The 23,601-nt window shown below is 50.5% G+C and carries 18 protein-coding genes; 2 read left to right on the top strand and 16 right to left on the bottom strand.

Annotation, left to right across the window (positions count from 1 at the left end; all coding sequences use genetic code 11):
- Positions 1-38: 38 nt before the first annotated feature.
- Entirely contained in the window at positions 39-545 is a 507-nt protein-coding gene (locus tag Q31b_RS24785) for a hypothetical protein (RefSeq protein WP_146602334.1), read from the top strand.
- Complete coding sequence (locus Q31b_RS24780; protein WP_197172290.1) at positions 542-2,287, top strand: GspE/PulE family protein; 1,746 nt, start codon at positions 542-544, stop codon at positions 2,285-2,287. Before Q31b_RS24785 ends, Q31b_RS24780 begins: the two co-directional genes overlap by 4 nt.
- Here the strand turns inward: Q31b_RS24780 and Q31b_RS24775 are convergent.
- From Q31b_RS24775 to Q31b_RS24700, 16 genes are all read right to left on the bottom strand, one after another.
- Positions 2,247-3,050, bottom strand: coding sequence for a class I SAM-dependent methyltransferase (locus Q31b_RS24775; RefSeq protein ID WP_197172287.1), 804 nt, complete (start codon positions 3,048-3,050; stop codon positions 2,247-2,249). The two genes, Q31b_RS24780 and Q31b_RS24775, sit on opposite strands and share 41 nt — an antisense overlap.
- Before the next feature lie 135 nt (positions 3,051-3,185).
- Positions 3,186-4,409 carry a glycosyltransferase family 4 protein gene (locus Q31b_RS24770; RefSeq protein WP_197172284.1) on the bottom strand — a complete coding sequence of 408 codons (1,224 nt, stop codon included), beginning with the start codon at positions 4,407-4,409 and terminating at the stop codon, positions 3,186-3,188.
- Positions 4,399-5,592, bottom strand: coding sequence for a lipid II:glycine glycyltransferase FemX (locus Q31b_RS24765; protein WP_146602331.1), 1,194 nt, complete (start codon positions 5,590-5,592; stop codon positions 4,399-4,401). The genes Q31b_RS24770 and Q31b_RS24765 overlap by 11 nt, the downstream gene beginning before the upstream one ends.
- The gene (locus Q31b_RS24760) at positions 5,589-6,929 is read right to left on the bottom strand and encodes a glycosyltransferase (RefSeq protein ID WP_146602330.1); all 1,341 of its coding nucleotides are present in this window, start codon (positions 6,927-6,929) and stop codon (positions 5,589-5,591) included. The genes Q31b_RS24765 and Q31b_RS24760 overlap by 4 nt, the downstream gene beginning before the upstream one ends.
- 26 nt (positions 6,930-6,955) lie before the next feature.
- Positions 6,956-7,849, bottom strand: a complete 894-nt coding sequence (locus tag Q31b_RS24755; protein WP_146602329.1) for a heparin lyase I family protein — start codon at positions 7,847-7,849, stop codon at positions 6,956-6,958.
- A gap of 19 nt (positions 7,850-7,868) precedes the next feature.
- Positions 7,869-8,978 carry a glycosyltransferase family 4 protein gene (locus Q31b_RS24750; RefSeq protein ID WP_146602328.1) on the bottom strand — a complete coding sequence of 370 codons (1,110 nt, stop codon included), beginning with the start codon at positions 8,976-8,978 and terminating at the stop codon, positions 7,869-7,871.
- Positions 8,975-11,200, bottom strand: a complete 2,226-nt coding sequence (locus Q31b_RS24745) for an NAD-dependent epimerase/dehydratase family protein (RefSeq protein WP_146602327.1) — start codon at positions 11,198-11,200, stop codon at positions 8,975-8,977. The genes Q31b_RS24750 and Q31b_RS24745 overlap by 4 nt, the downstream gene beginning before the upstream one ends.
- Positions 11,201-11,270: 70 nt before the next feature.
- On the bottom strand, positions 11,271-12,815 hold the full coding sequence (locus Q31b_RS24740; RefSeq protein ID WP_146602326.1) for a flippase: 1,545 nt from the start codon (positions 12,813-12,815) through the stop codon (positions 11,271-11,273).
- Positions 12,812-14,125: an O-antigen ligase family protein gene (locus tag Q31b_RS24735; RefSeq protein WP_197172279.1), complete on the bottom strand. Its 1,314-nt coding sequence runs from the start codon at positions 14,123-14,125 to the stop codon at positions 12,812-12,814. The genes Q31b_RS24740 and Q31b_RS24735 overlap by 4 nt, the downstream gene beginning before the upstream one ends.
- A 95-nt stretch (positions 14,126-14,220) precedes the next feature.
- Positions 14,221-16,614 (bottom strand): GumC family protein, encoded by a 2,394-nt coding sequence (locus tag Q31b_RS24730; RefSeq protein ID WP_146602324.1) that lies wholly within the window; start codon positions 16,612-16,614, stop codon positions 14,221-14,223.
- Positions 16,601-17,749: a DegT/DnrJ/EryC1/StrS family aminotransferase gene (locus Q31b_RS24725; RefSeq protein WP_146602323.1), complete on the bottom strand. Its 1,149-nt coding sequence runs from the start codon at positions 17,747-17,749 to the stop codon at positions 16,601-16,603. Before Q31b_RS24725 ends, Q31b_RS24730 begins: the two co-directional genes overlap by 14 nt.
- 272 nt (positions 17,750-18,021) lie before the next feature.
- Positions 18,022-18,588: an acyltransferase gene (locus Q31b_RS24720; RefSeq protein ID WP_146602322.1), complete on the bottom strand. Its 567-nt coding sequence runs from the start codon at positions 18,586-18,588 to the stop codon at positions 18,022-18,024.
- Positions 18,589-18,598: 10 nt separating this feature from the next.
- A complete protein-coding gene (locus Q31b_RS24715) occupies positions 18,599-19,681 on the bottom strand; it encodes a Gfo/Idh/MocA family protein (protein ID WP_146602321.1) in 1,083 nt (360 codons plus the stop codon).
- Between the two features lie 44 nt (positions 19,682-19,725).
- Positions 19,726-20,472, bottom strand: a complete 747-nt coding sequence (locus Q31b_RS24710; RefSeq protein WP_146602320.1) for a sugar transferase — start codon at positions 20,470-20,472, stop codon at positions 19,726-19,728.
- Between the two features lie 645 nt (positions 20,473-21,117).
- Positions 21,118-22,500, bottom strand: coding sequence for an MBOAT family O-acyltransferase (locus tag Q31b_RS24705; RefSeq protein WP_146602319.1), 1,383 nt, complete (start codon positions 22,498-22,500; stop codon positions 21,118-21,120).
- The gene (locus tag Q31b_RS24700) at positions 22,501-23,550 is read right to left on the bottom strand and encodes a hypothetical protein (RefSeq protein ID WP_146602318.1); all 1,050 of its coding nucleotides are present in this window, start codon (positions 23,548-23,550) and stop codon (positions 22,501-22,503) included. It lies immediately after the preceding gene.
- Positions 23,551-23,601: the final 51 nt, after the last annotated feature.

The following is a 23,601-nucleotide window of genomic DNA, read 5'->3' as shown; positions in this document are numbered from 1 at the left end:
CCCATTTGCGTGTATCAATCGTTGGTCAACGATCCAAAATGAATCCTCTAATACCGATACGTACGATCATCCCTTCGCGCCATCGCTCTCGATCCGGTATCTCGATGATCGTGGTGATGACGGTTTTAGCAGCACTTTTCGGATTGGGAACGATCTTGTTTTTTGTACGCATGAATCATCAAGAAAGCACACGAGCAAGCGAAGCTTTTGAGTACCTGTCCGACATTCGGTCTGCCCAGCAATCCTACTTTATTCGTACAGGGGCATATGCAAACAGCTTAGACGATTTGGATTTATCCAAACCGACACCCGCTTACTTTTCCGTAGGAAAGCTGTGCGTTCACAATCGAAACACAGACCGAACCTCTTGGCGGTTGACACTTTTACGAGCAGGCGTTTCGCCTCTATACGGTGACTATCAGATTACATTTTCCGACTCGGGATTTGATGAGTCGTCGTCCTCGATCGACGCTGCGCTGATGCCGCAATCGTCCCCTTCCCCTTCCCTACTTCGATGTTTGACGCTGGCAAAGTTGGAACGATGAGCAAAACTTCAATGGCTGTGATCGACCCTTCATCTTGTGATGATGGTTTTTCCGACTTAGGATTCGCTGTTCTTTTGCCGCCCAAAGAGTTGGTGACAAAAGATTCGAGCGGGGGCGAGCTAGCCATTGAGAACTTTGAGGACATCGACGAAAGCGTTGCGGCAAGGCGAGAATCGACGAACCTAGAAACCGCCAAGTCCTATGCGAAACACTATTTGCTGCCGCTATTCGATCCGCCTGCGGATCAACCTTTACCGATTCGTCCAGGGATTGGCGATGCTCTGCCGCAACGATGGTGTTACGATCATCGCGTCGCCCCCTTAAGTGATGATGGCGAAACGATTGAAGTCGCTATCGTCATGCCCGATAGCCTCTTGTTGGCCGATGAAGTTCGAACGTTGACCGGTCGGCAAATGAGGCCGTTCTTCGCACCAACGGCTGTTGTCGATCGATTGCTACACTCGCTCTACCCCATTTCGACTGCGGTAAAGCTAGAGGAGTCTCTCGAAGATGACGCATCTTGTTCGGTCACCGATCAAGGACCAGTGGACCCTCCAAATCATGCTCACAATCCGCTCTTACTCGATTCACCATCCTCATCGATAAGGGCGTTGCCCGAAGCGTGTAGCAGTGACTCGTGTTCGCTCAGTCGCATCTTGTTGCATCTGGCCCAAGGGCTAGTCGAACAGATTTTGATTGAACCCAACGGACGCACCGTCCAGATCCGTGCGCGGCATGGGGGTGGATTGTACGAACTAGAAACCCTAAGCCGATCGGCTGGGAAAGAACTCTTATCGCAAGTGCTATCTCAATGCGGTTGGAGTGGGGATGCTTCGACGAGCAAGATCGTTGCCAGCGGACAAACCGGAGAATTTCGGGTACGAATCGGCGAGCGTCGTATTCCCATTCGAGCGACGTTCTGTCCAACCGTCAGCGGTGTCATGGTGACATTGATCCGTGGAAAAACGGCTTCGAAAGCTCGACACTTAAATGAGATTGGTCTCCAAACTAGCCAATTCGATTTCCTGCAAAACCTGCTTCGCAAAAAGAGCGGGTTGATTCTAATTTCTGGCAAACGACGTAGCGGAAAAACGACGACATTCTATTCGCTACTTGAGCAGTGCAAGACGCCTGCCACCCATGTTTGTACGATTGAAGACGCGGTAACGGTCGATTTGGACGGCATCAACCAAGTGTCCCTATGCGATTTGCCTGGATTGAGCCGAGTCGATGCGATGGATTTGATCTCGATGCAACTGCCTGATGTCATTGGCATTGATCGCTTGAACGACGCGCAAACAGCAAACACAGCGATTCAAATGGCTGCCGAAGGTGCTCTTGTCATCGCTACGCTGGCATGTCGCGATGGACTCAGTGCAGCGGTGCGGATGAAACAACTTGGAGTCGATCCGTCGACATTGTCAAGTTTGTTGTTGGGGACGCTTTCACAAAAGCGTTACGGACGATTGTGCGTTCACTGTCGCCGTCAAGCATCACCACCCGCGGAAATCGCCGAAAAGTTGAACATGCCGCCGAACTCGACGTTAGCATGGCCGCGAGGATGTCCTGCGTGTGGTAATATGGGGTACAAAGGAAGCGTCGTTGTTTTTGATGTTTTCGCACCGCAAACGCAATCCGCTGCAGCGATTGGGCTACCATCGGCAAAGCACGTGCTCTGGACTCACGTCGTCGCCAATGAGATCAGTTCCGATGCTGCGTTGAATTCTCTTGGCGATCTGTAGTGTCGGTCTTCGTGCATAGATAGATAACTTCGTTTTCAGGTAGGCGAAACCTTTCCGCAACCGACGGCGAAAACTCTTCACGATAGCGATCAACCGAAACCGTGAACCCGGCGTCTTGAAGTCGATCCTTGTAGTCCCTTCCATAGAGCCGCACATGGTCCTCCTGACCAAAATGTTTCAATCGTTCCTCAGGCGATTGAATCGTAAAATCCTCGTAGGTATTTTCAAGCGACAGATCAAGAGGAACCTGCAATATTGCCCAGCCACCCGGCTTTAAAACCCGATGCAGTTCCCGCATTGCCTGCACATCTTTGGGCACATGCTCAAGAACGTGGTTACAAATAATGGCATCATAGCTGTTGTCTTCTTGTTCAATCGCGGTGATGTCCATTTCGATATCTGCAAAGGGAGCCTCAATTCCGGCACCGACGTATTGAATATTGGGTAGCGAACGAAACATCTTTCGAAAAACATATTCCGGCGCAATGTGCAGCAAAACCATCTCACGTTTGTAGACCGCCAACTTTTCGTTGAGGTACAGCCAAAGTAATCGATGCCGCTCGTAGGCATTGCAACCGGGACAGACTGCATTCTCTCTTTGCGAAACGCCTCCGGGAAGCATTTTTCGAAACGTTCCCTGACAACACGGACAGTAATACTTTTTCCCACGATAAATGAGCGCCATTACGCGACCGCCTGCTTCCATTAACAATGGAAAGAAGCGTTCAGGTACGTGCTTTTTGACGGAGTCTCTCACAGACATTGTTCGCTCATCGTTAGGTTAGGGCTTGGAATGTAGATTGTAGAAATCGAGAAATGGTTGGACGACTATCGTAATTGGTGCAAGACAACCCGCAACACTCACGATCAGGATATTCGGCAAAAGATGGAGGTGACTTCACGCTCGAATCTGGTAAAGCAAACGATCGTACAGCGCAATCAATTGAGGCGATTGATGATGCCATGTCAGCCCGCCATCGATACGCTGCCTACCGATTGCGCCAAGCTGATTACGAAGTGATTCGTCGTCCATCAATCGGATCGTTTGACTGGCGAATTCGGCGACGTCGTTGTTATCTGCATACAGTGCTGCATCAGCGACGGTCCGCTGGTTTTCGGTCGTGCGGAAACAGACAATTGGCTTTGCCAGCGCCATGTACTCCATCGTCTTGATCGTTGTACAGCTATCGTTGTACGCATTGCTCGGGTCGGGCGTTAGACAGATATCAAATGCTGCAATACATGAAGGGACCTCGGCGAATGGAATCTTTCCGGTGAAGTGAATTAAATTCTCAACATCCAGTTGTTTGGCGAGTGTTTTGAGAGTCGGAAGCGCCGGTCCGTCGCCGATGATGACGGCAAGAAAATCGTCGCGGTTATGAACCATCCGTAATTGCTTGACCACGTGGATTACGTAATCGACACCGTCTTGAGACCCAATCGCACCAACATAACCGAGAACGATCTTCTCCGGTGCATCTATTTCAGCATTCGCAATGACATCGCCCAAAAACGATTCGTTCGGTCCGTTGCGTACCACGTAGCAGCGATCGGGATCGGCTCCGCAGCGTCCGATTTGCATGCTTCGCTGAGTTTCGTTTGTGGCGATCAAGCGGTCGGCATGACGGCAAGCCAAACGTTCGAAAAATCGGAGCAAATGGTAGACTGAGTTTGGCTTTCGGTTCGGAACCTGGGCCAAATAGAGCTCGGGAGACAAGTCGTGGTGGTCGTACACAAAACGCTTGCCAAGAATCTTATAAAAGATCGCGATGATCGACGTCATATCAGGTGGTGTATGGACATGGACCACGTCAAACCCACGACGCAGATAGATCAAGATCGACCACAGAAAAAGTGCCAGCAAACTATAGCTGTATTCCATCACGTATCCGCAGAACCCACGAACTTCAAAGATGGCCGGATAGCGGTAGACGGTGATGCGACCGACCGTTTCTACCCATTTCCTCGATCGGCCAGTTGGGCAGATAACGGAGACTTGGTAACCCGCTTCGATCAACGATTCAGCTTCCAACACGACGCGTGTGTCCTCGGGAATGCTCTCGTTCTCAAGCAGCATCAACACTCGCAGCTTTCGCGTCGGCAGTGTCTTCTCAGATTGCATACTCGCCGCCAGTATTCTTGTGGCTTTGTTTCCAATCTTCTTTGGCGACGATCGGTGGATGTTCCGAGGATCCGGAAATCGAATGCTTGGGAATTCGTATCTTCTCACCTGTGTGCAGATCCAGCAATCGGCGTGCATAGCGATAAACCGTTTCGGCTGCTTTCATGGCAGGCTTCGAATGGATGCGACGATATCGTCCGTATTCAACCAATCGACCGCCGAATCGGGACTTAAACTTGCCCGGTCCGTACGCTTCGCCCTTCCATCCAGCACCGGCAAAATCGAGTATCGAATGCCCGTCGGCGGCACCACGGCGAATCGCGTCCCAGTTGAGCATCGAGTTCGCTGCGATACCGGGCGTTCGAATGATACCGGCATACCAACAGAACACGCGTCCCTTGAAGATCAAGTTGCAAACCGACGCAATCGGTGCGCCCTGATACTCGGCGATGCACAGAGAAACCTGTTTGGTCGGTAACTCTCGGGCGGCAGCAACAAACAAACTGCGGTCGACTAAAGGCACGTGCGATCGAGAATGACTCTGCTGCAAGTGCCCGTAAAGAACGCCCAAGTCGTCAATCAGATTTCCATCACGAAGCGTCACGCCGCGTCGCTCGCTTCGGAGAATGTCGCGGCGGCATTTCGCGTTGATATTGTTCCACAATTCATTTTCCGGCCGCGTCAAGTCGACGACGTAATTGTTGTAACCGAGTCGCTCGTAGCCACGCGAGATCATCACAGCATGCTCTCGCTCACCTTGCCGAAACGCACTCGTTTCGGAAACACACTCATCCCGTTCATACCGATTGGGGCCACAATGAAACACCGGCCGCACTTCGCTGAACAATGTCCGCTGCGCCACGCAACGGTCGTGGTGCTCCAACAATCGATTCAAACATTTTTCACCGATCTCGTCATCACTACAGATCGGTTCGGCGAACATGATTGAGCGAGCCGCCAATCTCCCGAGCGAGCGAATTGTGGAAATACGTATCGCGACCAGTATCGCTTGAACATCGCCATCGCCGACACATGCCGCTATCGCCAGTACCTCATAGCCTTTCGTTGCCTGCATCGTACGGCACATAGCCGCAGTGTGAAAGATCGAACCTTTGGGGTGAGCGGCGACAAACGCGTCCCAATCCTCCGTTTGGTCGAAAGACTGAATTCCAATGTGGCTCATATGCGTACAGGCTCCGCCGCGGTTTGCTTGGGAACACTTTGCTGGGTTGGTTGTGAATACTGCCTAAACACGCTTGCTAAACGGGTTGTTGTTTTCCGTATATCAAACTCATCGACGATCGTTTCACGGGCTGCGTCCCCCAGTTGTTCTCGGAGATTGGCGTCGCCAATCAAACGCTCTAGCGCATCGGCGAAGCTCACCGCATCGCGAGATTTTACCAGCAACCCGTTTTCGCCATCGCGAACCAAGTCGGGGATGCCCGATACAGGACACGTGACGACCGGCAACCCACACGCCATCGCTTCGATCAGCACTACCGGCATGCCGTCACGATCACCGTCCTTCGCCATCACGCAGGCCAACGCGAAAATATCGCTCTTGTGATACTCTTTAAGAACTTCTTGCTGATCGCGAAAATCGATTAACTTCACCCGATCTTGCAACTCGAACCGATCGACCACTTCCTGCAACGACTCCGCCTCCTTTCCTCGGCCGACCATCATTTCACATTGAAATGGTATACCTCGAGAAACCAAATGAGAGCAGGCTTCAATTAAGTATTCGTGTCCCTTCTTTTCGATCGGTCGACCGACTGTCAAAATCCGCAAAGGTTGATCACCTATTGCGCGTGCTTCGCATCGCGGGATCATTCGTTCCGTATCGATGCCCAGATTCACAATGTGCACATTCTCAACGTTTACCTTCGGACATAACTCCACGATCTTGCGGCGGTGGTAAGTCGCAATGGTGCAAATAAAGTCCGCCAATTCCAATTCGTACTTGGCGTCTTTCTGGTTTCGCTGGAACAACCCAAACGCGTGAGGATGTAGGCTAAACGAGATGCCCACAAGCTCTCGAACGACCGACGCACTGATGCCACCAAGCCAAACGAAATGCGCATGAATATGATCGATCTTCAGCCGTTTCATCTCCCGTGCCAAATGGACGTTTTTGGGAAACAAGGCCACCGCCAATAGTGCCAACTTAGGTTCGCGAAACGTTTGCCGTATCACTGTTACAAAAGCACTCAAATAGCGAATCGGTAACCTAAGTAAAAAGTAGATTTGAGACCACAGAATCGCCCACGACATCCACGGCGTGTAATGCGTAAGCGGCAACAATTTCTTGGCGACATCATGGACCGGTCCATCCTTAGGTGACATCAGCGAAAAGATCGAAACTTCAACGTCTTGCTCTTGCAACCAATATATCTCGTTAGCGATAAACGTTTCCGAGATGCACGGAAATCGATGCAAGATATACGCCACCCGCATTGGAGTAGCCGGCAGTGTAGCGGACGGCAAATCGAGCTTCGAAGCGTCGGACAATTCGTTCATGAGATTTGTATAATGAATAACTGCTGTTAGTGAATCGTTTGCGAAACCCGCTGAGTGCTTATTGCCGCATCATCAAAATAGATCGAACAGGATCCCTCCGTTTTCCCGCCAGTAATATGGTCAGTGTAATTGCCGATCCCCCAAACCGCATGTTCGTTCTTGCTACAAATCGCTGTCTTTACCTGATCGGCATGAAGAATCTTCACTCCATCCTGCCAAACGGTGATCTCCCCGTCATTTTTACTGTCGACAAGAAAAAACACTTCGACGTGGAACCAGTGGCCAATGGGCAAACTTTTTGGATTGGTCTGTAATATTGAACGCGGGGAATTGATGGGACTGTAAAGTCCGACGCTCAATTGCCCGTTTCGATCATCGTGCCCAATGTTAAGTACCCAGGTCGGTTGACTGACATCATTCTCGTCCTCCGCTTTGAACTGAAACACATTCCACCATCCACCATCACCGGGATCCCACGGATCATACTTTTTCGAATTGTATGGTTTTGGCAAAAACATCCACGTGCTGTAGTAAGCGGATTTTGGTAGATGCGAACCCCCTTGGTCCCATGGCCGATCGGTCCAACGCATCAAACGCACCGCTCGCTTTCCATGTTGAGCCCGAATAGCACCACGGATCGTCGCTTGGACTGAAAACAATCCTGAATGGGCGACCCTATCTGTCGCTTCAGCGATCGCTTCTTCGCCACCTGTGTTGAAGATACCGGCACCTGGATACTTGCAGTTGGGAGGATCCCATTGTGATAAGTCACCCGTTTCATGATCAGCGTACCAGATAATGGACGCTTTCGTTTCCTCAGGCAATTGCGTAATCCAAGTCGAAGTCTGCTCAGCTATCGATCTGCTTACCCAAGTACACGACAACAGAACAGCCACACATAAACCGACAATCGCACGCATGAATCAGATTCCTTTATCGCTATTTGGGTGCGGCCTTATTGATCGCGACTGTGCGGTCTTGGATAGCCGCACGGTAAACCTCGATCGTCTGCCGTGTGACCACTTCCGCAGAACACTCTCTATCGAGCTTTGCTTTCCCTGCACGGCCCATCTCAATTCGTTTTTCGTTGTCACTCAGTAGTTCAATGATCGCATCGGCTAACGCATCGTGGTCTTTTGGCGGAACAAGTAAACCGGTTTTGCCGTGTTCGACCATCTCGGGTAGCCCGCCGACGTTGGTCGCAACGACCGGTTTTGCGTAGTTGTAGGCGACCGGAATCACCCCGCTTTGGGTTGCTTCGATGTAGGGCAACACAACGACACTTGACGATGCAAACATTGCCGCCCGCTGATCTTCGGTAATCCATCCGTTGTGAACTTCGAATCGATCGGGATTGCACATCATTTGTCGATAACGATCGAAATCCTCGCCACGCCCGCCGATCACAATTCGGACGTTTGGAAATTGGTTGGAAATCTTTGGTTCCGCCCGAATCAGATACTCTAAACCTTTGTATTCCCAAATTCGGCCAAAGAACAACAACGTTCTTCCATCGTCTTGAATATCTGCCGGTAGCTTCCGGTCGCCAATTGCCACATGCGGAATAACGTGAATCGAGTCCTTTCTGATTCCAAGCTCTTTTTCCACGATCGGTTTTAGTTCGTTGCCATGAACGATCACTCGATCTGCCCTTTTGAACCCGAAATCCATCACCCACTGTGGTGTCTTTCTGGAGTCACGATCCCCAGCATGTTGGCGTGGATCGTGAATCGTTACCACCAACGGATACCTTTTCAACAAAAGCAAAGCCAGGTTAAAAAACAAGTGACCATGTTGAAAGTGAACGACGTCGGGATGAAACGATCGCACATTACGTAGGATCTGGCGGATCGTTCGGCATTGTCGTAGCGGTTGCCGAAAACGGGGACGTTCAAACGATTCGTGGAACACGGCAGGATCGATAAGATGCAGATGCTCCTTGGCAATATCGCTGGGCATCACCAAGACCACGTCATGATCGCGACTCATGACATTGGCTTGACGAATGCAGTACTCAGGAAAGTAGTAGGAAATGACCGCTATTTTCATGACAATGCATCTTCAGAGACTCGCGACGTCCCGGGCATACCTTCGAAAGTCTCGTCGGAATTTGGATTGGGCAAATCGAAATTCTCACTCGTTGCTCTTCCGTAGGTCTCAGATCGATCGTCTCCCTGCCTGATGACCTCATGATGGCGCAGCCAAAGAACGCTTTGTGCAATCCCTTCGTCGATTGAATATTTCGGCCGGTAACCGAGCATTGAATGAGCTTTTTCATCACAGTATACAACGTCACGAGAAAAAAGCCCATTTAATTCGGCACCGCTTGGAACCGAACTCAGTTCACCTTTGACCTTCTTCATCAACCGACTCATCGGTCCCCCTTGAAGGTATACTTCCATCAAGCGATCCTGGTAGCGGGCAACGACGGTTGACGTGACCAAACGAACGGCATCCATCATTTGTGTACGCATTCGAGACTTTGCCGCCGAGAATTTTTGTAAAGGCGGAAACCCTAAGGCTGCATTAAAGCGTTCGAAGTAATCATTCCAGGTTAACGTATCGGGCCCGTTGACGTTAAACGCCTCGCCCTGAGCCGCATCACAGCGAAGCGAGCGGACGATCGCTTGCACTAAATCGTCAACATAAACCAAATTCGCTTTGCCATCACCCAATTGATCGAACGAGCCCCATTTGCCCGATTGCAAACGTGTCGCGATGTTACTGGTCCATGAACTGCTAAACGGGCCATAGATAACCGAAGGCCGCAGGATGGTCGGCTTCAATCCACGGTCATGAAATTCTCGGCAAACCGCTTCCGCTTCGATCTTAGCGTCTCCATACAAACGGTCGGTTAGCTCCGTCGGTGTCGTTTCGACAATTTCACCCTTCACATCAGGACCATAAACCTCTCCCGTACTGAGATAAACGAAACGCTTGACTCCATGCTTCACCGCAGCTTCAAGCAAGTTCCGAGTTCCGCCAACGATCGACTCTCGGTCATCCGTTTTCGCACAGTGGACAATTGCATCGATTCCTTGTACTGCCTTATCGACCTGATTGGCATCTTCGATATCACAGATGGCAACCTCTGCGCCGATACGTGCCGCCCGAGATGCTCGCGACCATCGACGAACCGAAGCAACCGGATGCAAACCATCCATTTCCATCATCATTTCGACGACTCGTCCGCCTAGAAAACCGGTCGCTCCGGTCACCAAAACCCGCATGGTTTGCTGCGTCTGTGCACCGCTCGGCAACTCACCGATATCTTTCACGGGACTCTTCCAAGGCATCGCGTAAGTCTTGCTTTCGTCATAGGCTTGCTCAAGTAACGAAATGGTCCCAATCGTGCTTCGACCACTGACCGTCGGCTCCGCTTTGCGAGCGACGACATCAGCAAAATTATCTAGCAAAGGTTTGGCAAAATCGACATACTTTACTTTTCGCGAACCGCAAGAGTAGACTTTGTTACGACCGTTGTGGAACTTGACTCGGACTTCCGAAAACTCTTCCGCAACCGCTTCAATTGTCCCCAATGATCCGACGATGCGAAAGCCATTCATCAATTTACCTAAACGGCTAACTTTGATTTCGACGCGACATTGACCGTGCTTTAGCCGGACGGTTGCCATCGCTTCAGGACCAATTTCGGAATCATTCAAAGACTCGACCAACGTCGGTGTTTCGCCCAGCCAATAGCAGACTGTGTCCAACAGATGCACACCGGTATCGGACCATGCACCCTTTGCCCCACGAGCAAAATGGTGCGGCGTCGCTGCGGGCCAATCAAAATCATTCCCATCGTGGTAGGTGATCGACTTCAGCTCACCAAGAATACCATCTTTGATCAGTTCGCGAATTTTTTGATAGGTGGGAAAGAATCGACGCGTTTGATTTACCGCCAATTTCGCTCCGTTCTGCTCAGCGATGTCAACCAATTCTTTGGCCTGACTGCCTGATTCCGTTAACGGTTTTTCACACAATACATCAATTCCACGCTCCAAAAACCACTTGCATATTTCGAAGTGACTCGCGGGTGGCGTCGCGACGATGACGCCGTCTATTTTTCCTTCCAAGGTTCGATAATCCTCTACCGCATCGGCAACCGAGAATCGTTTCCCCATCTCAGCCAATCGTGCAGCATTCGGATCAACTAGCACGGTATTGCCAACTGCCGAAGCGAGATTCTCGAGTGCGGGCAAGTGATAAAGCTCCGCGATGGCCCCACAACCTATCATTCCGATGCGAAGGTGATTACGATCCGACATGATTAGTATTTTCCTAAGTAGACGCTTGGCAAAAAATCCGCTCGAGTGCTCGTGAGCGATGGAAATAAAGTTAATGACTCGAAGACCGCTCTTCAGACTCTCCGGAGCTTGGGGCAGTATAGTTCCCCGATTCTAAAGCTGGCGTTCGCATTTTCAGCGAAATCGCATTAAACGTGTTTTTGAAAAATGTGAAATCCTCAAAACGAACCGCACCCGCGAAGATCAGCAGGATCGGATAAACGAGTAGGCTGGTGAGTACAATGACAGCCCAAAATGAATTGCGGACCATTGAAATAACAAGTGCTAATACCGCACAAGCGATTAGAATTCTTGTTGTCTCCAAAAATGTGTTGCGTATTTCTCGTTTTTCCATCGTCGCGACAAAGTAACAACACATTGCCACCGAACCACTGATCAAGGTGCCCAAAGCGGCACCGACCGCACCATAGCGAACGACGAGGAAGTAGGTGGCGACCGAATTGACAGCTAAACTGATCGCTGCAACTCGCATCGAACGATCTTGGCGTCCTTGAGCAAACAGCGTATAGCTGAGGAATGGATTCAAAAAATCGATCAGCAGGACCCAGATCAGTACTCGAAGGACGGTCGCCGCTTCGTCAAACTCGCTGCTAAATAGCAACCCGATCACTCGCTCAGGAATCACCGAGACGACCGCAACCGCTGGCAGCGCCAACAACGTCAAGACGCGAATAGAATGAGTGTACAACCGAGAAAACGAATCGCGTGATTCCGTATACATGCGGCTCATGACTGGGAAGATCGCCGTGGTGTAACTCTTGGCGACAACCGCTCCGAGACGCACCACTTTTCGAGCGGCACTATAGATCCCCGCTGCGGCTTCGCCTGATATCCATGACAAGACGATAATGTCCAAATTGGTGTAAATCGATGCCATCCAATTCTCGGCCGCAAACATTCTCCAACGTGAGATCAAGCGGAAATGACGATGCCGCGAAAAGGTCCACCCCAGTGCTCCAATACGCTGCATCCCCCATAGATACACCAATAATAGGAAACAGCGAACGACTAAGAATGCCCACAACAATGCAATCAAGCCGAAACCCTGGGCCAACAGCCAAAGACTAATGCCAATTCGCAAAAAACTCTCAAGCGTCACGCCGCCCGCCATCAACTCGGCTCGGCCGTGTGTCACAAACACCGCTTCAAAAACGACACATATCGAAGCGGGAATCAATGCTGCCGAAGCGATCAACATGGCTTGTCGGGTGTCAAGATCGTAGCCAAACAAATACCCAAGCATCCATATGGCAACCGAACCAAAAACACTAAGCATCGATGTCAGCAAAATACCTGACGTCAACAATTGGTCGCTATGGCGAGGCCAACGAGCAATATCACGTGTGAGAAGAATTCCAACAGCTGTAGCTGTCAAACTCAAAAACAATTCAAAGTAATGAACCGCAACGGTGTATTTGCCGAAACCTTCAACACCGAGTTGGTCGGCACAGTAGACGATAAACGCAAACGCAGCGATCATACGAATCATCGTACCCGCCAACAACATGACCGCATTTTTACTGGTCTTGAATACGGTCCCTCTTGGTTTTGAACTGTTTTTCGAACCTGCCCTCATCCGGCCCTCCGAAGCATCGTCGGAGCGCGGCGAGCGAAACGTTCGTGATTCGATAGCTTGTAAACGGCAGCGGACATTCCAAACAGCAACCACAGAATCTGGACTTGTGTCCGCGAGTTGAAAATATCAACCGCCAAATGCAGCATGTGCCCCGAAATGGATGCGAAAAACGCCAGACCAATGACAGCCAATGCGCCATCCTTTGTTAGCCAAGCCGCCATCGATTGACGCAGCGCATTACCAATCACCGCTAAAAAGGCGATAAATCCAAAGACACCTGTTTCGATCCAGACCAACAAGTATTTACTATGGACGGTGTAGTACCATTCGCCCCGGAACTCGCCGCGATCTGCAATATTTTGACCCGCCAAATGACAATTTCCTGAGCCATGGCCTAGCATCGGATGCTGTGAAATCAGTTCGAGTGCGATGGCCGACAAGTGCTTTCGTGCTCTGGCCGAATCTCCGTCACCGAATTGAACTCGTTTCTCGTAGACAATGATGGCAGGATAAATACTAACAATGACTAAAACCCCAGCAAGCACAATCGTCCACTTAGGTAGCCAACCTCGCATCAGCATTCCTCCGCCAATGATTGACATGCCCACCACCGAAGTCAAAATCGCACCCCGCGTTTGGGTCAAGAAAATTGCAACGACCCCCATGACGACCGCTACAAAAGCGAAACACCAAGACCGCTTTTCCTTCAATACAGTCAACGACGCCAGAACTGGCAACCACAGCATCGCGAGCGTACTGCCCGCCAAAACCGGTGAGTGCATTGTCCCCCCGTGACGCTGCCCTTCGTTTACGGTTAGCGTGATGGGCCCAAGATCGTATCGCTCGGTTTCAATGCCAAGAAATCCAGCGTAGAAAATCAATCCACTTTGAATCGCCATTGTCAAGGCAAATCCAAACAGGATAAATTGAACATCGCTGTGCGTTTGCAAACGGTTGGCAACGTAAAAAAACAGCAAATAGGCATGCACCAAAACTGCAAAATCGAATAGGGATAATGCAGGTTTTGTCGCCCACATCGCACTGGCAAGCACGATTGTCAGATACACGATCATCGGGTATCCGAAGATGCACCTGTATGCCAAACGGGACCGATGTAGAGCAGTATTGGCAGCCCAAACACCATACAAAAAGATCAGCGACAGAGTAGTCAGTGATATACTCAGCCCACCAACCGCCCCAAGTAACGAGTCGCTCTCGTGAAAAAAGAAAAACTTATCGAGCTGTAACGGAATCTCGATGATCGCAACCAACAAAGCCAAACGTTCAGGCCACGAAAGCGAATTCGCCATCGATTGCGAAACGTTCCTTTGACTCACCAAACATGTTTGTATCGGGGCGTTCACAACTGCATTAACCATCGAATAAGTTTCCCACGACCTCGGACCTAGACGGATGAGGCGGTGAACCTCCGAATTACTTTTGGAAGGTAATGCTGCGTTTTATTCAGCACGACGCCAACGATCTGTGTTGGGCTGTCTGCCAATCTTCTTAACAATCGTTCCGCCGCTTCGATTTCCGTTTGTTCGGACTCGACGACGACCAAAACGCAGTCAAGATGCTGAACCAAGGTGACCACTTGATCGGGCTGGTTCGCAGCAGGCAAATCGATAACCATCAATTTGCACTCATGTCGATAAGCATGCAACGCCTGGATAATATCCGACGGCGTACCGCGTAGGGTTTCGGTACATGAATCCGCAGCCGACGCGACCAAGTCGATCGGATATCCGTCCGCTCGTTGTAGACATTCATCATGCGAGGCTTGACCACCAACAAGTTCAACCAATCCGGGTGAACCGTTTAGCCCGAAAATATCCGACGTCGTTCGTTGCTGGGCATCCGCATCGACAAGCATGGTCTTAATACCGTAGTCGACACTACTGGTTCTTGCCAAATGAACCGCTAACGTACTGGCCCCTACACCGACGTCAACGCCGATCACGCCAAGCATCAATGCTTCGGGACCTTCGCAAGGACGCGTAGAGGAAGAACGCCCCATTAATACCTCGGCTATTAATTCTTGGCATCTCTTTTGGTAAACGCGATCGTTTGTCAACCCAGGCGAAGACAAACGACGCGTCTGTGGAATGTTAGCAACAACGGGAACGCCGAGCTGGTTTTCGACATCGAAACTGGTCCGGATCTTTTGCGACGTTCCCTCTCGGAGAAACGCCAAACCGAGTCCCGATGCCACCCCCAAACCAATGAACCCAATTGCAAACAAAGGTTTTTTCGGACTGACCGGGCGTTCAACGAACGACGCGGGTTGAAAGATGTGAATATTAGAGATCTTCTTTGCATTGAGCTGCTCGATCACGCGAGCCTCTTCCAACTTTTCGCGTAGCATTCTCAATGTGCTATCGAGCAAATGAATATCGCGATCTGATTCGGTTAACCTCCGTTCGCCGTCGAGCAATTGGTCAATACGCTCTTCCAACTCAGCTCGCTGTGCCAACTTCTGATGCATCAGTGCGCTAAGTCCGGCAGCTGACGTGGTTTGCTGCTGCAGCTCCTCTCTCAATTGCATCTTCAGCGGATTCGGGGTGGTGTTTTCATCAACTCGCTCACTTTTTGTCTTTGCAAGTTCATCGCGAGCGGAACGTAATTGTTCACGTATTTGGATGAGTTGAGGATGATTCGAACGACTTCGCGACGCCCAATCCTGTTCGGCAAGTTCCAAGTCATGAACCTTCTGGCGCATCCCACTCCACGTTGGATTCGTTCCTACCAACTTGGATGAAATAATCTCGTCATCGGTGATGTCCAACTTTGACTTCAAATCATTCACCATCGAAACAGCTTGCTCCAGTTGCCCAGAAGCGACAACCAAGTCACGATCCAGCCCCGAAATCCGTTCTTGCAACAAATCACGATTCGCTTGAATCGATATAATTTTATTGTCTTGCATGAATTGGCTACGCGCAGCAACGAGTGCATTCAATTGTTCCTTGACTTTAGCCGCTTCGGCCTTAAAAAATTCATAGGAACCGGCAGTGTGCGACGTCTTAATATGTTCATCCATGAAAGACTCCGTCAACTCTCGAACAATCGCTTGCGCCATTTGAGGTGTCTTTGCTTCGGCTTCAATCACAATCACGGTCGACTTTCGGGGCGAGAAGATACTGACCGAGGATTGGAGTTTCCGAACCGCACGTTCGCGGTCCCCGTACTCATCGCGAATTCCAGCGGCTAGCAATCCATCCATCAACGCTTGCTTGGCCGGGTCAACGACCCTATCGATCTTGTCTCCTAACGCTGGTGCGTGTGTTTTCGCTGCCGCCGTTTGTTGGGCGTTTCGTGGCAATGCACCTTCGATAATCGCAGCAGGGGTCAATTTGTCGACTACGGACTCTGCCATTTGACGACTGCTCAAAATTTCTAATGCCGAAACAATCTCTTCTTCCTGCGTCTTCTGCAACATTAATGTCGAACTCGTCGTCGCCGTGGGGTCGAGCGAAACGCTTTCTCGACCAACTCGTACAATCAATTTTGACTCGGACGAATAACTGCGCGGCCACAACGCAATCGCCATCCATCCCAACAACAAACTCATCAGCATTGAGCCAATGATTAGCCGCTTGTGACGAAAAGGAATCTCTAAGTAGGATTCAAGCGATGCGTTTTGGCTGGCACGCGAATTCGCCCAGAGGGGCGAAACCACGGGCTTCGATTCGGCTAACGTATGAAACGGGCTCGCTTCGATCAAAGCACGATCAGAACCGCTTGCTTCGTCTCGAGACGTTTCATTTCGCAACAAGGTTTGGTCAGACAAGTTCACTTGCGTTTTCCTTTTCTTTCACAAAGGAGCTGATCGCTTCGCTGACACGCGACACCTGGTCTCGTGTCATTTCAGGGTACATCGGTAGCGAAACAATTTCCTCCGCAACGGTTTGACACACTGGCAAACCCATGGGATATGTACGCGAGTCCACAAACGGAGCCGCTCGGCTTAGTGGATTAGGGTAATGGATACCCGCCGCAATATTCTTCGCAGCCAACGAAGCCATCAATTCATCGCGATGGGGCGTACGAACGACAAACAAATGGTAGACATGACGGACATCATGACGTTCTTCCGGCAACATCAATTCGACGTCGGCCAAATCCTCTCGGTACCACGCTGCCACTTGCTGACGTTGCTCGGTCCATTTTTCAACATGGTCCATTTTCGAGAGCAGAACACACGCTTGAATCGTATCAAGCCGGCTGTTGAAAGCCAGCACATCGTGTCGGTTTTTCTCTTTTTGCCCGTAATTGCGAAGCAAACGCAGCTTGTCGGCCAATGCCGGATCATTGGTGACCGTTGCACCACCGTCACCGAAGGCACCGAGATTCTTGCCAGGATAGAAGCTAAAACAGCCAATATCACCAAACGAACCACAACGTTTGCCATCGATTTCCGCACCATGGCCTTGAGCCGAATCCTCAATGATTTTCAATCCGTGCCGATCCGCGATCTCCCGAATCTCTTTCATCCGAGCAGGCTGGCCAAATAAATGGACGGGGATAATTGCCTTCGTTTTTTCCGTAATCGCATCCTCGATCAATTCGATATCAATATTGAAATCGGTTGAATCGATATCAATGAATACCGCCTCGGCTCCCGCGTGAGCTATCGCCAAAGCGGTTGCTGCAAACGAATTGCCTGCAGTAATGACCTCGTCGCCTGCTCCAATATCGAGGGCGCGGAGGGCCATGTGAATCGCTTCGGTACCGTTCGCCATGCCGATACAATGATCGACTTGGCAATAGGCTGCAAACCGCTCTTCAAATTCTTGAACCTCTTGGCCGAGAATGTACCGGGCTCCGTCGATCACATCGCCCATGCGGCGAAGAATGTCCTCTTTAAGAAGACGTGATTGAGTTTGCAAGTCAACAAGAGGAATCAGCGAAGTGGAGTTATCTTGATGCATGATCTATTCAGTTAGTGTAAGTAGCCGCGTCTCTCCGAGACGCGATTTTTCAGTGGCGTCTCTCCGAGACGCTGTGTTGTGGTGGAATTCGCAAGAATTCCCGACGTATTCGATCGCGTTGCATTCGACGTCTCGGAGAGACGCCGATACGGTCAGTGTCGCAGTCGACGTCTCGGAGAGACGCCGCTACGGTCAGTGTTGCAGTCGACGTCTCGGAGAGACGCCGCTACGGTCAGCGTTGCATTCGACGTCTCGGAGAGACGCCGATATGGTTAAAGTCGCGATGCTCCGGTCTCGCCACAGGCGTCGCAGTTTGCTTCGGTAAAATGCCCGCCAAGTTTCTGGCCACAACTGCAAACATAGTGTACATGCCGAGCGGGGGATCCAATCACTAAACTGTGTGGCTCGACATTTTTTGTCACCAAAGCCCCAGCTGCGACCATCGAAAACCTTCCCAATTCGATTCCAGGGCACAGAATCGAACCACCTCCAATGGAGCTACCACGGCGAACAATTGTTTTGACCAACCAATTCGCTTTATCCGAGTAACGCTGTTTTGCCGCTTCCATGCGACCGCTCCGAGGGTAGCGGTCGTTGGTAAAAATGACCCCTGGCCCCACAAAGACATCGTCCTCGATCGTGATCCCTTCCCAAATCAAAACATTATTTTTGAGCGTCACGTTGTTGCCAATGATCGCACCCGATTCCACAAAGGCGTGGTCGCCGATGTTGCAACACCGCCCAATTCGAGCGTTTTTCATCACATGAGCGAACGCCCAAATGTAGGTGTCCTCGCCAATTTGACTCTCGTCATCAACAATCGCGTGGGAATGAATCATTGGCTACTCACTATACCATTGCCGTCTTGGAGACGTTTGCAGAATCCGAATCAGTGGCAGCATCATCCAAGCCTTGTTGCAAGGATGCCAATTCAACTCGGAGCCCATCGCTCCGCATCGATACATCGGCAGCCTCTAAGACTTCAACCACGTCCAATCCATTGACACCATCGGTCAAGGGCACATCGCCTTCGTCGATGCAGCGAATGAATTCAGCACATTCGGCTTTTAGCGGTTCGTTCTCTTTGATGTAGGGACTGTAACTTCCGCCATAGCGGTACGCCAATTGAAAATCAGCGTAGTCGCCCGTGGCGTTTTTGGGCCGATCGATTCCCTTATCAAACACCTTGATCTTCTCTTGTTCCAAGTCATCGTAGACGGCCATTCGTTTATCGCCGACAACAGTCAAAACCCTCTCTTTTCGCGGGTCCAACCAACTAACGTGGACCATCCCCATCCGATTTCCCTCGAACATCATCGTTAGGTTGCAGACATCGTGGATTCCGGGGTTGAGTCGATCGAAACCGCTACATGTTACCGAGATCGGTTTTTGACCGAGCAGGTGCAGCATCATCGAAATATCGTGAGGTGCCAAATCGTAGAGAGCGCTGACGTCTTTTCGGACAGGCCCCAAATTTAAACGACGACTGCTGATGTAATTGATCGAGCCGAGTTCACCCGTTTCAATCAAGTCGCGAAGCTTCATCACGGGCGATGAATGCAAAAAGACGTGACCAACAAATAATACCCGGTTTCGTTCACCAGCGGTTTTGATTAGCGTTCGGCATTCCGCCGATGTCTTCGCCAACGGCTTCTCGACAAACACGTGTAAATCATTAGCGAACGCCTTCATCGATAATTCGAAGTGCGTTGCGGTTGGAGTCGCGATCACGACGGCATCAATAACACCCGATTTAAACATCGCATCGACGTCATCAAATGGTTGAACGCTGGGAAATCGTTCTTTGATCCGCAACAATTGATCGCCACTGCGATCACAAACTGCCGTGACCCTGCAGTTATCAAGTTCAGAAAAACAGCGGACTAAATTTGGACCCCAATAACCAACACCAACAATACCAACGCGAATCATGGAATTTTTTTCATTTGTACAAGGAAGTAAGTCGAGAAATTTGTTTACTCGTTACGTTCGAATAGCAACACAGAAAAGGTTCGACAAATGATCCGCAAATCCGTCGCAATGGATCTTGTCTCAATATATTGAATGTCTAAATCGATCATCTGATCGAAACTCAATCGGTTTTTCCCGCTGACCTGCCACAGTCCGGTCATCCCTGGAACCACCTCGAAGCGCCGCAGTTGCCAAGTTTGGTAATCGTTTAGCTTGAGTACATCTGGACGAGGCCCCACCAAACTCATGTTGCCAAGCAATACATTGAAGAGTTGCGGCAGTTCATCGATTGAAAGTTTGCGGATCCTCTCGCCACCAGGGATCAATTCATTTTTGTAATCTGGCTTTTTCAGCGTTCCGGTTTCGTTTGTTCCGTCTGCCCGCGATAAACTAGCGACATAACCACGGTGCTTTTCATCGCGGCTCACTTTCGGCACATGCATCGTTCGGAATTTGAAAATCCGAAACATTTCGCCACCAAACCCAACCCGCGATTGAACGAACAACACGGGACCTCGCGATACCAGCTTGATATAGGCCGCTACTAACACAAACAGCGGAGCCAGCAGAGGCAAGACTACGACAATACCGACGATGTCGATCGTCCGCTTCCAAGCAGGCGTGTAACGCCGCTTAATTTGAACGAACTCGTCCGCTCGATCAGAACAGTAGACTTCTGTGTCCGCTGCCCCAGCTTGAGTCCTGGTTTTGGCTCCGGTTACCGAAGCGGGATATCGCTTTAACGAAACCATGGGATCCAAACTCCCACTAGCTCGCGATGTTGTCTGACGACGCAACTTCAAGCGTCGAACCTTAGATAACGGATGTTTGGTTGGGGCATTCACTTAGCTGGTATCCCGGCAATTCAAAAAACAGTTTGAGCAATAAGCAAATAGCAAGTCGATTTCACTCGTCGAAGTTTGGATAAGTGTAGTAGGGAGGGAAGAATATGCAAACCTTTCTGGTTGTATTGAGCTTGCTCGTTATAGCAATAGGCGTGCATTGCGAGCTGATACCGAACCGCAATAAAATGGAAAAGCATCTAAGGTAACTAGACACACACTTTCTTCCGATTTGTGGACGGGAATTCAGCCACAGCCTACATTCCAAAAAACTTGTCCTGCGGTGGATTGGATTCCAAAAAAAATTGCTGCCGTTGAACAAAATTGGATATTTCACTCGTTCCCAGACTCCCGCCATGCAACACAATCGGGCAAACGGTTTCGAGTACGTACGTACCTACGAGCGCATTCTTAACCGCTTAAACGCTTACCCAACGGGCTCCGCATTTGACACTGCCGTCACTGGGGGGGCACCGGTCACACCCACGTCAACAAGTAAACCTAGTGGTGTGGACCACCGGGCAAGCGGATAAAACAAAACACAACCTGACTTCTTTAAAACTGAAAGTAGACAAATGGTTTGAAACCGACCGGAGAATAAATCACGAGTGACCATAACAAGACAACGGTAATCGGAGGGGAATACCAAGTGTCCGCTCGGAGACGCATTGCCGGGCGTAATTTCGTGCGCCACGCTAAATGTTCAGCGGCCATACACGTTAGTACCCCTATGACAAGAGGGGGATACCAGGGGATCCCCGGCGGCAAAAACAGCATTTGCGAAAGCATCAATTGGCAAGTCGCCATGTCCGGAGATCGGAAAACCACCCACGCGAACAGAACGACCGTCATCGTCATCAACCACCTAAAGAAAATCGGGATGGCTAGGGAGGTTCGGGCAAGCAGTGCCCTTTCCATACAAAGCGCAACCCCATGAACGGCTCCCCACAACACGAACGTCCAGGCTGCTCCATGCCATAGTCCTCCGAGAACCATTGTCAGCATCAAATTGCGATAGGTCATCCACGTTGACCCGCGACTGCCTCCAAGCGATATGTACAAGTAATCACGAAGCCAACGCGATAACGTCATGTGCCAACGATGCCAGAAATCGGCAAAGGATATTGCCAAATACGGATGGCGAAAATTCTTCGGGAAGCGATAGCCCAATATTTTTGCTACTCCAATCGCCATGTCGGTGTAGCCTGAGAAGTCATAATAGATCTGCCCCGCATAAGCAAACGCAGCAACCCAAACCGTTGTGCCCGCGTAGTATTGAGGATCGGCGAACACGACGTCGACCATCTCACCGAGCCGGTCAGCCAATAGCAACTTCTTGACGGCTCCGATTAGAAAGAGTTGAAATCCACCATAGCATCGTCGGTAAGACCAGCGGGGCACCGAGGCCAACTGCGGTAACAATTCGCGGGCTCGGACGATCGGCCCAGCGACCAACTGCGGAAAGAACGCGACGTACAGAGCAAAGTTCAGCAGTTTCTCCGTCGGCTTGAGCTTCTGCCGATAAACATCGATCGTATAGCTGAGCGTTTGAAAAGTGTAGAAAGAAATTCCGACCGGCAAAATGACGTTTAAAGTCTGCGCGCCCCAACCCACCGACTCCAACAACGGCGCAATAGAGTCAATAAAAAAGTTGAAATACTTAAACGTTCCAAGCACGCCCAAATTGACCGAGACGCTAACCCAAAGCCACCGCAGCCGAGTCGATCGTTCTTCCGCTGCGTCAATCTTTTTTGCAACAAAGAAATCGACTAAAGTCGAGAGCAATAGAAGTCCACAAAATCGATAATCCCAGTAGGCATAAAAGTAATAGCTGGCGACTAACAACAGCCCATTGCGAATCGCAAGCTGTTTCGTGCTCCAGACCGCTACAAACACAATTGCGAAAAATATCAGAAATTCAAGTTGAGAGAATTGCATCTAATCGGCAATCCTCGAAAACGTTGGGGCACCCTTGGCACGAAAAAAATCGACGACGTCCGCCGCGATTCTTTCGTAGCCGACATCGTTTAGATGCCCGACCCCGAATTGTCCGTTGTGAAATCCGTGTGGCCATCGATTGGTAGCAGCCGATCGGAGCAGTGAGCCTCGTGTATCGACAAAACCGATACCGTTCGCTTCCAATTCATTCTTTAGAGTTTGTATGGAGAGGGCCTCCTCAGCGACGTCGCCACCTACCGAAAAACCAATCGGAATATTGGGAGCATAAACAATCAATACGCGTTCGTCGGTTGTTGCCTCGATCGATTTCGCAATGGTTTTCCAACCGCTTTTCGGACCAACCTGTCTTGACTCGGAGTGAGGCAAAGTGTCTGCAACGGGGCCGACACCGAACCGCAACGTCCTTGGCGTGTCGTCAGGGTTGCGAATTGTCCGCCGGATCGCTTCGATGAAGAAAGCAGGACAGGCTTCTGCAATCCGACTGCGGTTCGTAGGCAGAGCCAACTCGACATCTGGCACGGACTCCTCCTCCGGAACCGGCACTGCCAAATCGGATAACTCGGCGATCAGAATAAGATGCATGTCGATATCAAGTTTTGAATCGACACGAGGAATTTGGGACAGCCAATCACTTAAATCATCTCCGCTACGCCCCAACGGCAAAACCGTTAACTGCATACCCGCCTGCTCGGCAAGCTGTTGTATTTGGCGGTGCAGCTTTTTTGAATCCGCAACACAGACTCCTTCTGCTTGCGAATCACCCCAAAGAGCAATTCGCAATTCAGCATCTGAAGTTCTTTGGGGAATGACCATCGGCCCGCCTGGCATTCCCATCGCACCGATTCGAGTCGTTGCATAGCCCTCACGGCGCCAGCGGTAGTGTTCGCCTCGCACCAGAACGGGCACTTTACGAATGGAGTCGATCTCAAACAACAAGTAACTGCGAACAAACAACGGCGACGTGGCCGCAATCAAGAACGTACCGACTAACCCACCCAAAACCCAATTTCGAAATAGACGTTGCTTCATGAGACGATCTTCCTCTACCAATCACCCTCTACCGACCACTTCTACTAGGCG

The organism is Novipirellula aureliae (assembly GCF_007860185.1).
Taxonomy (GTDB): Bacteria; Planctomycetota; Planctomycetia; order Pirellulales; family Pirellulaceae; genus Novipirellula_A; species Novipirellula_A aureliae.
This window is presented reverse-complemented; position numbering and strand designations above follow the sequence as displayed.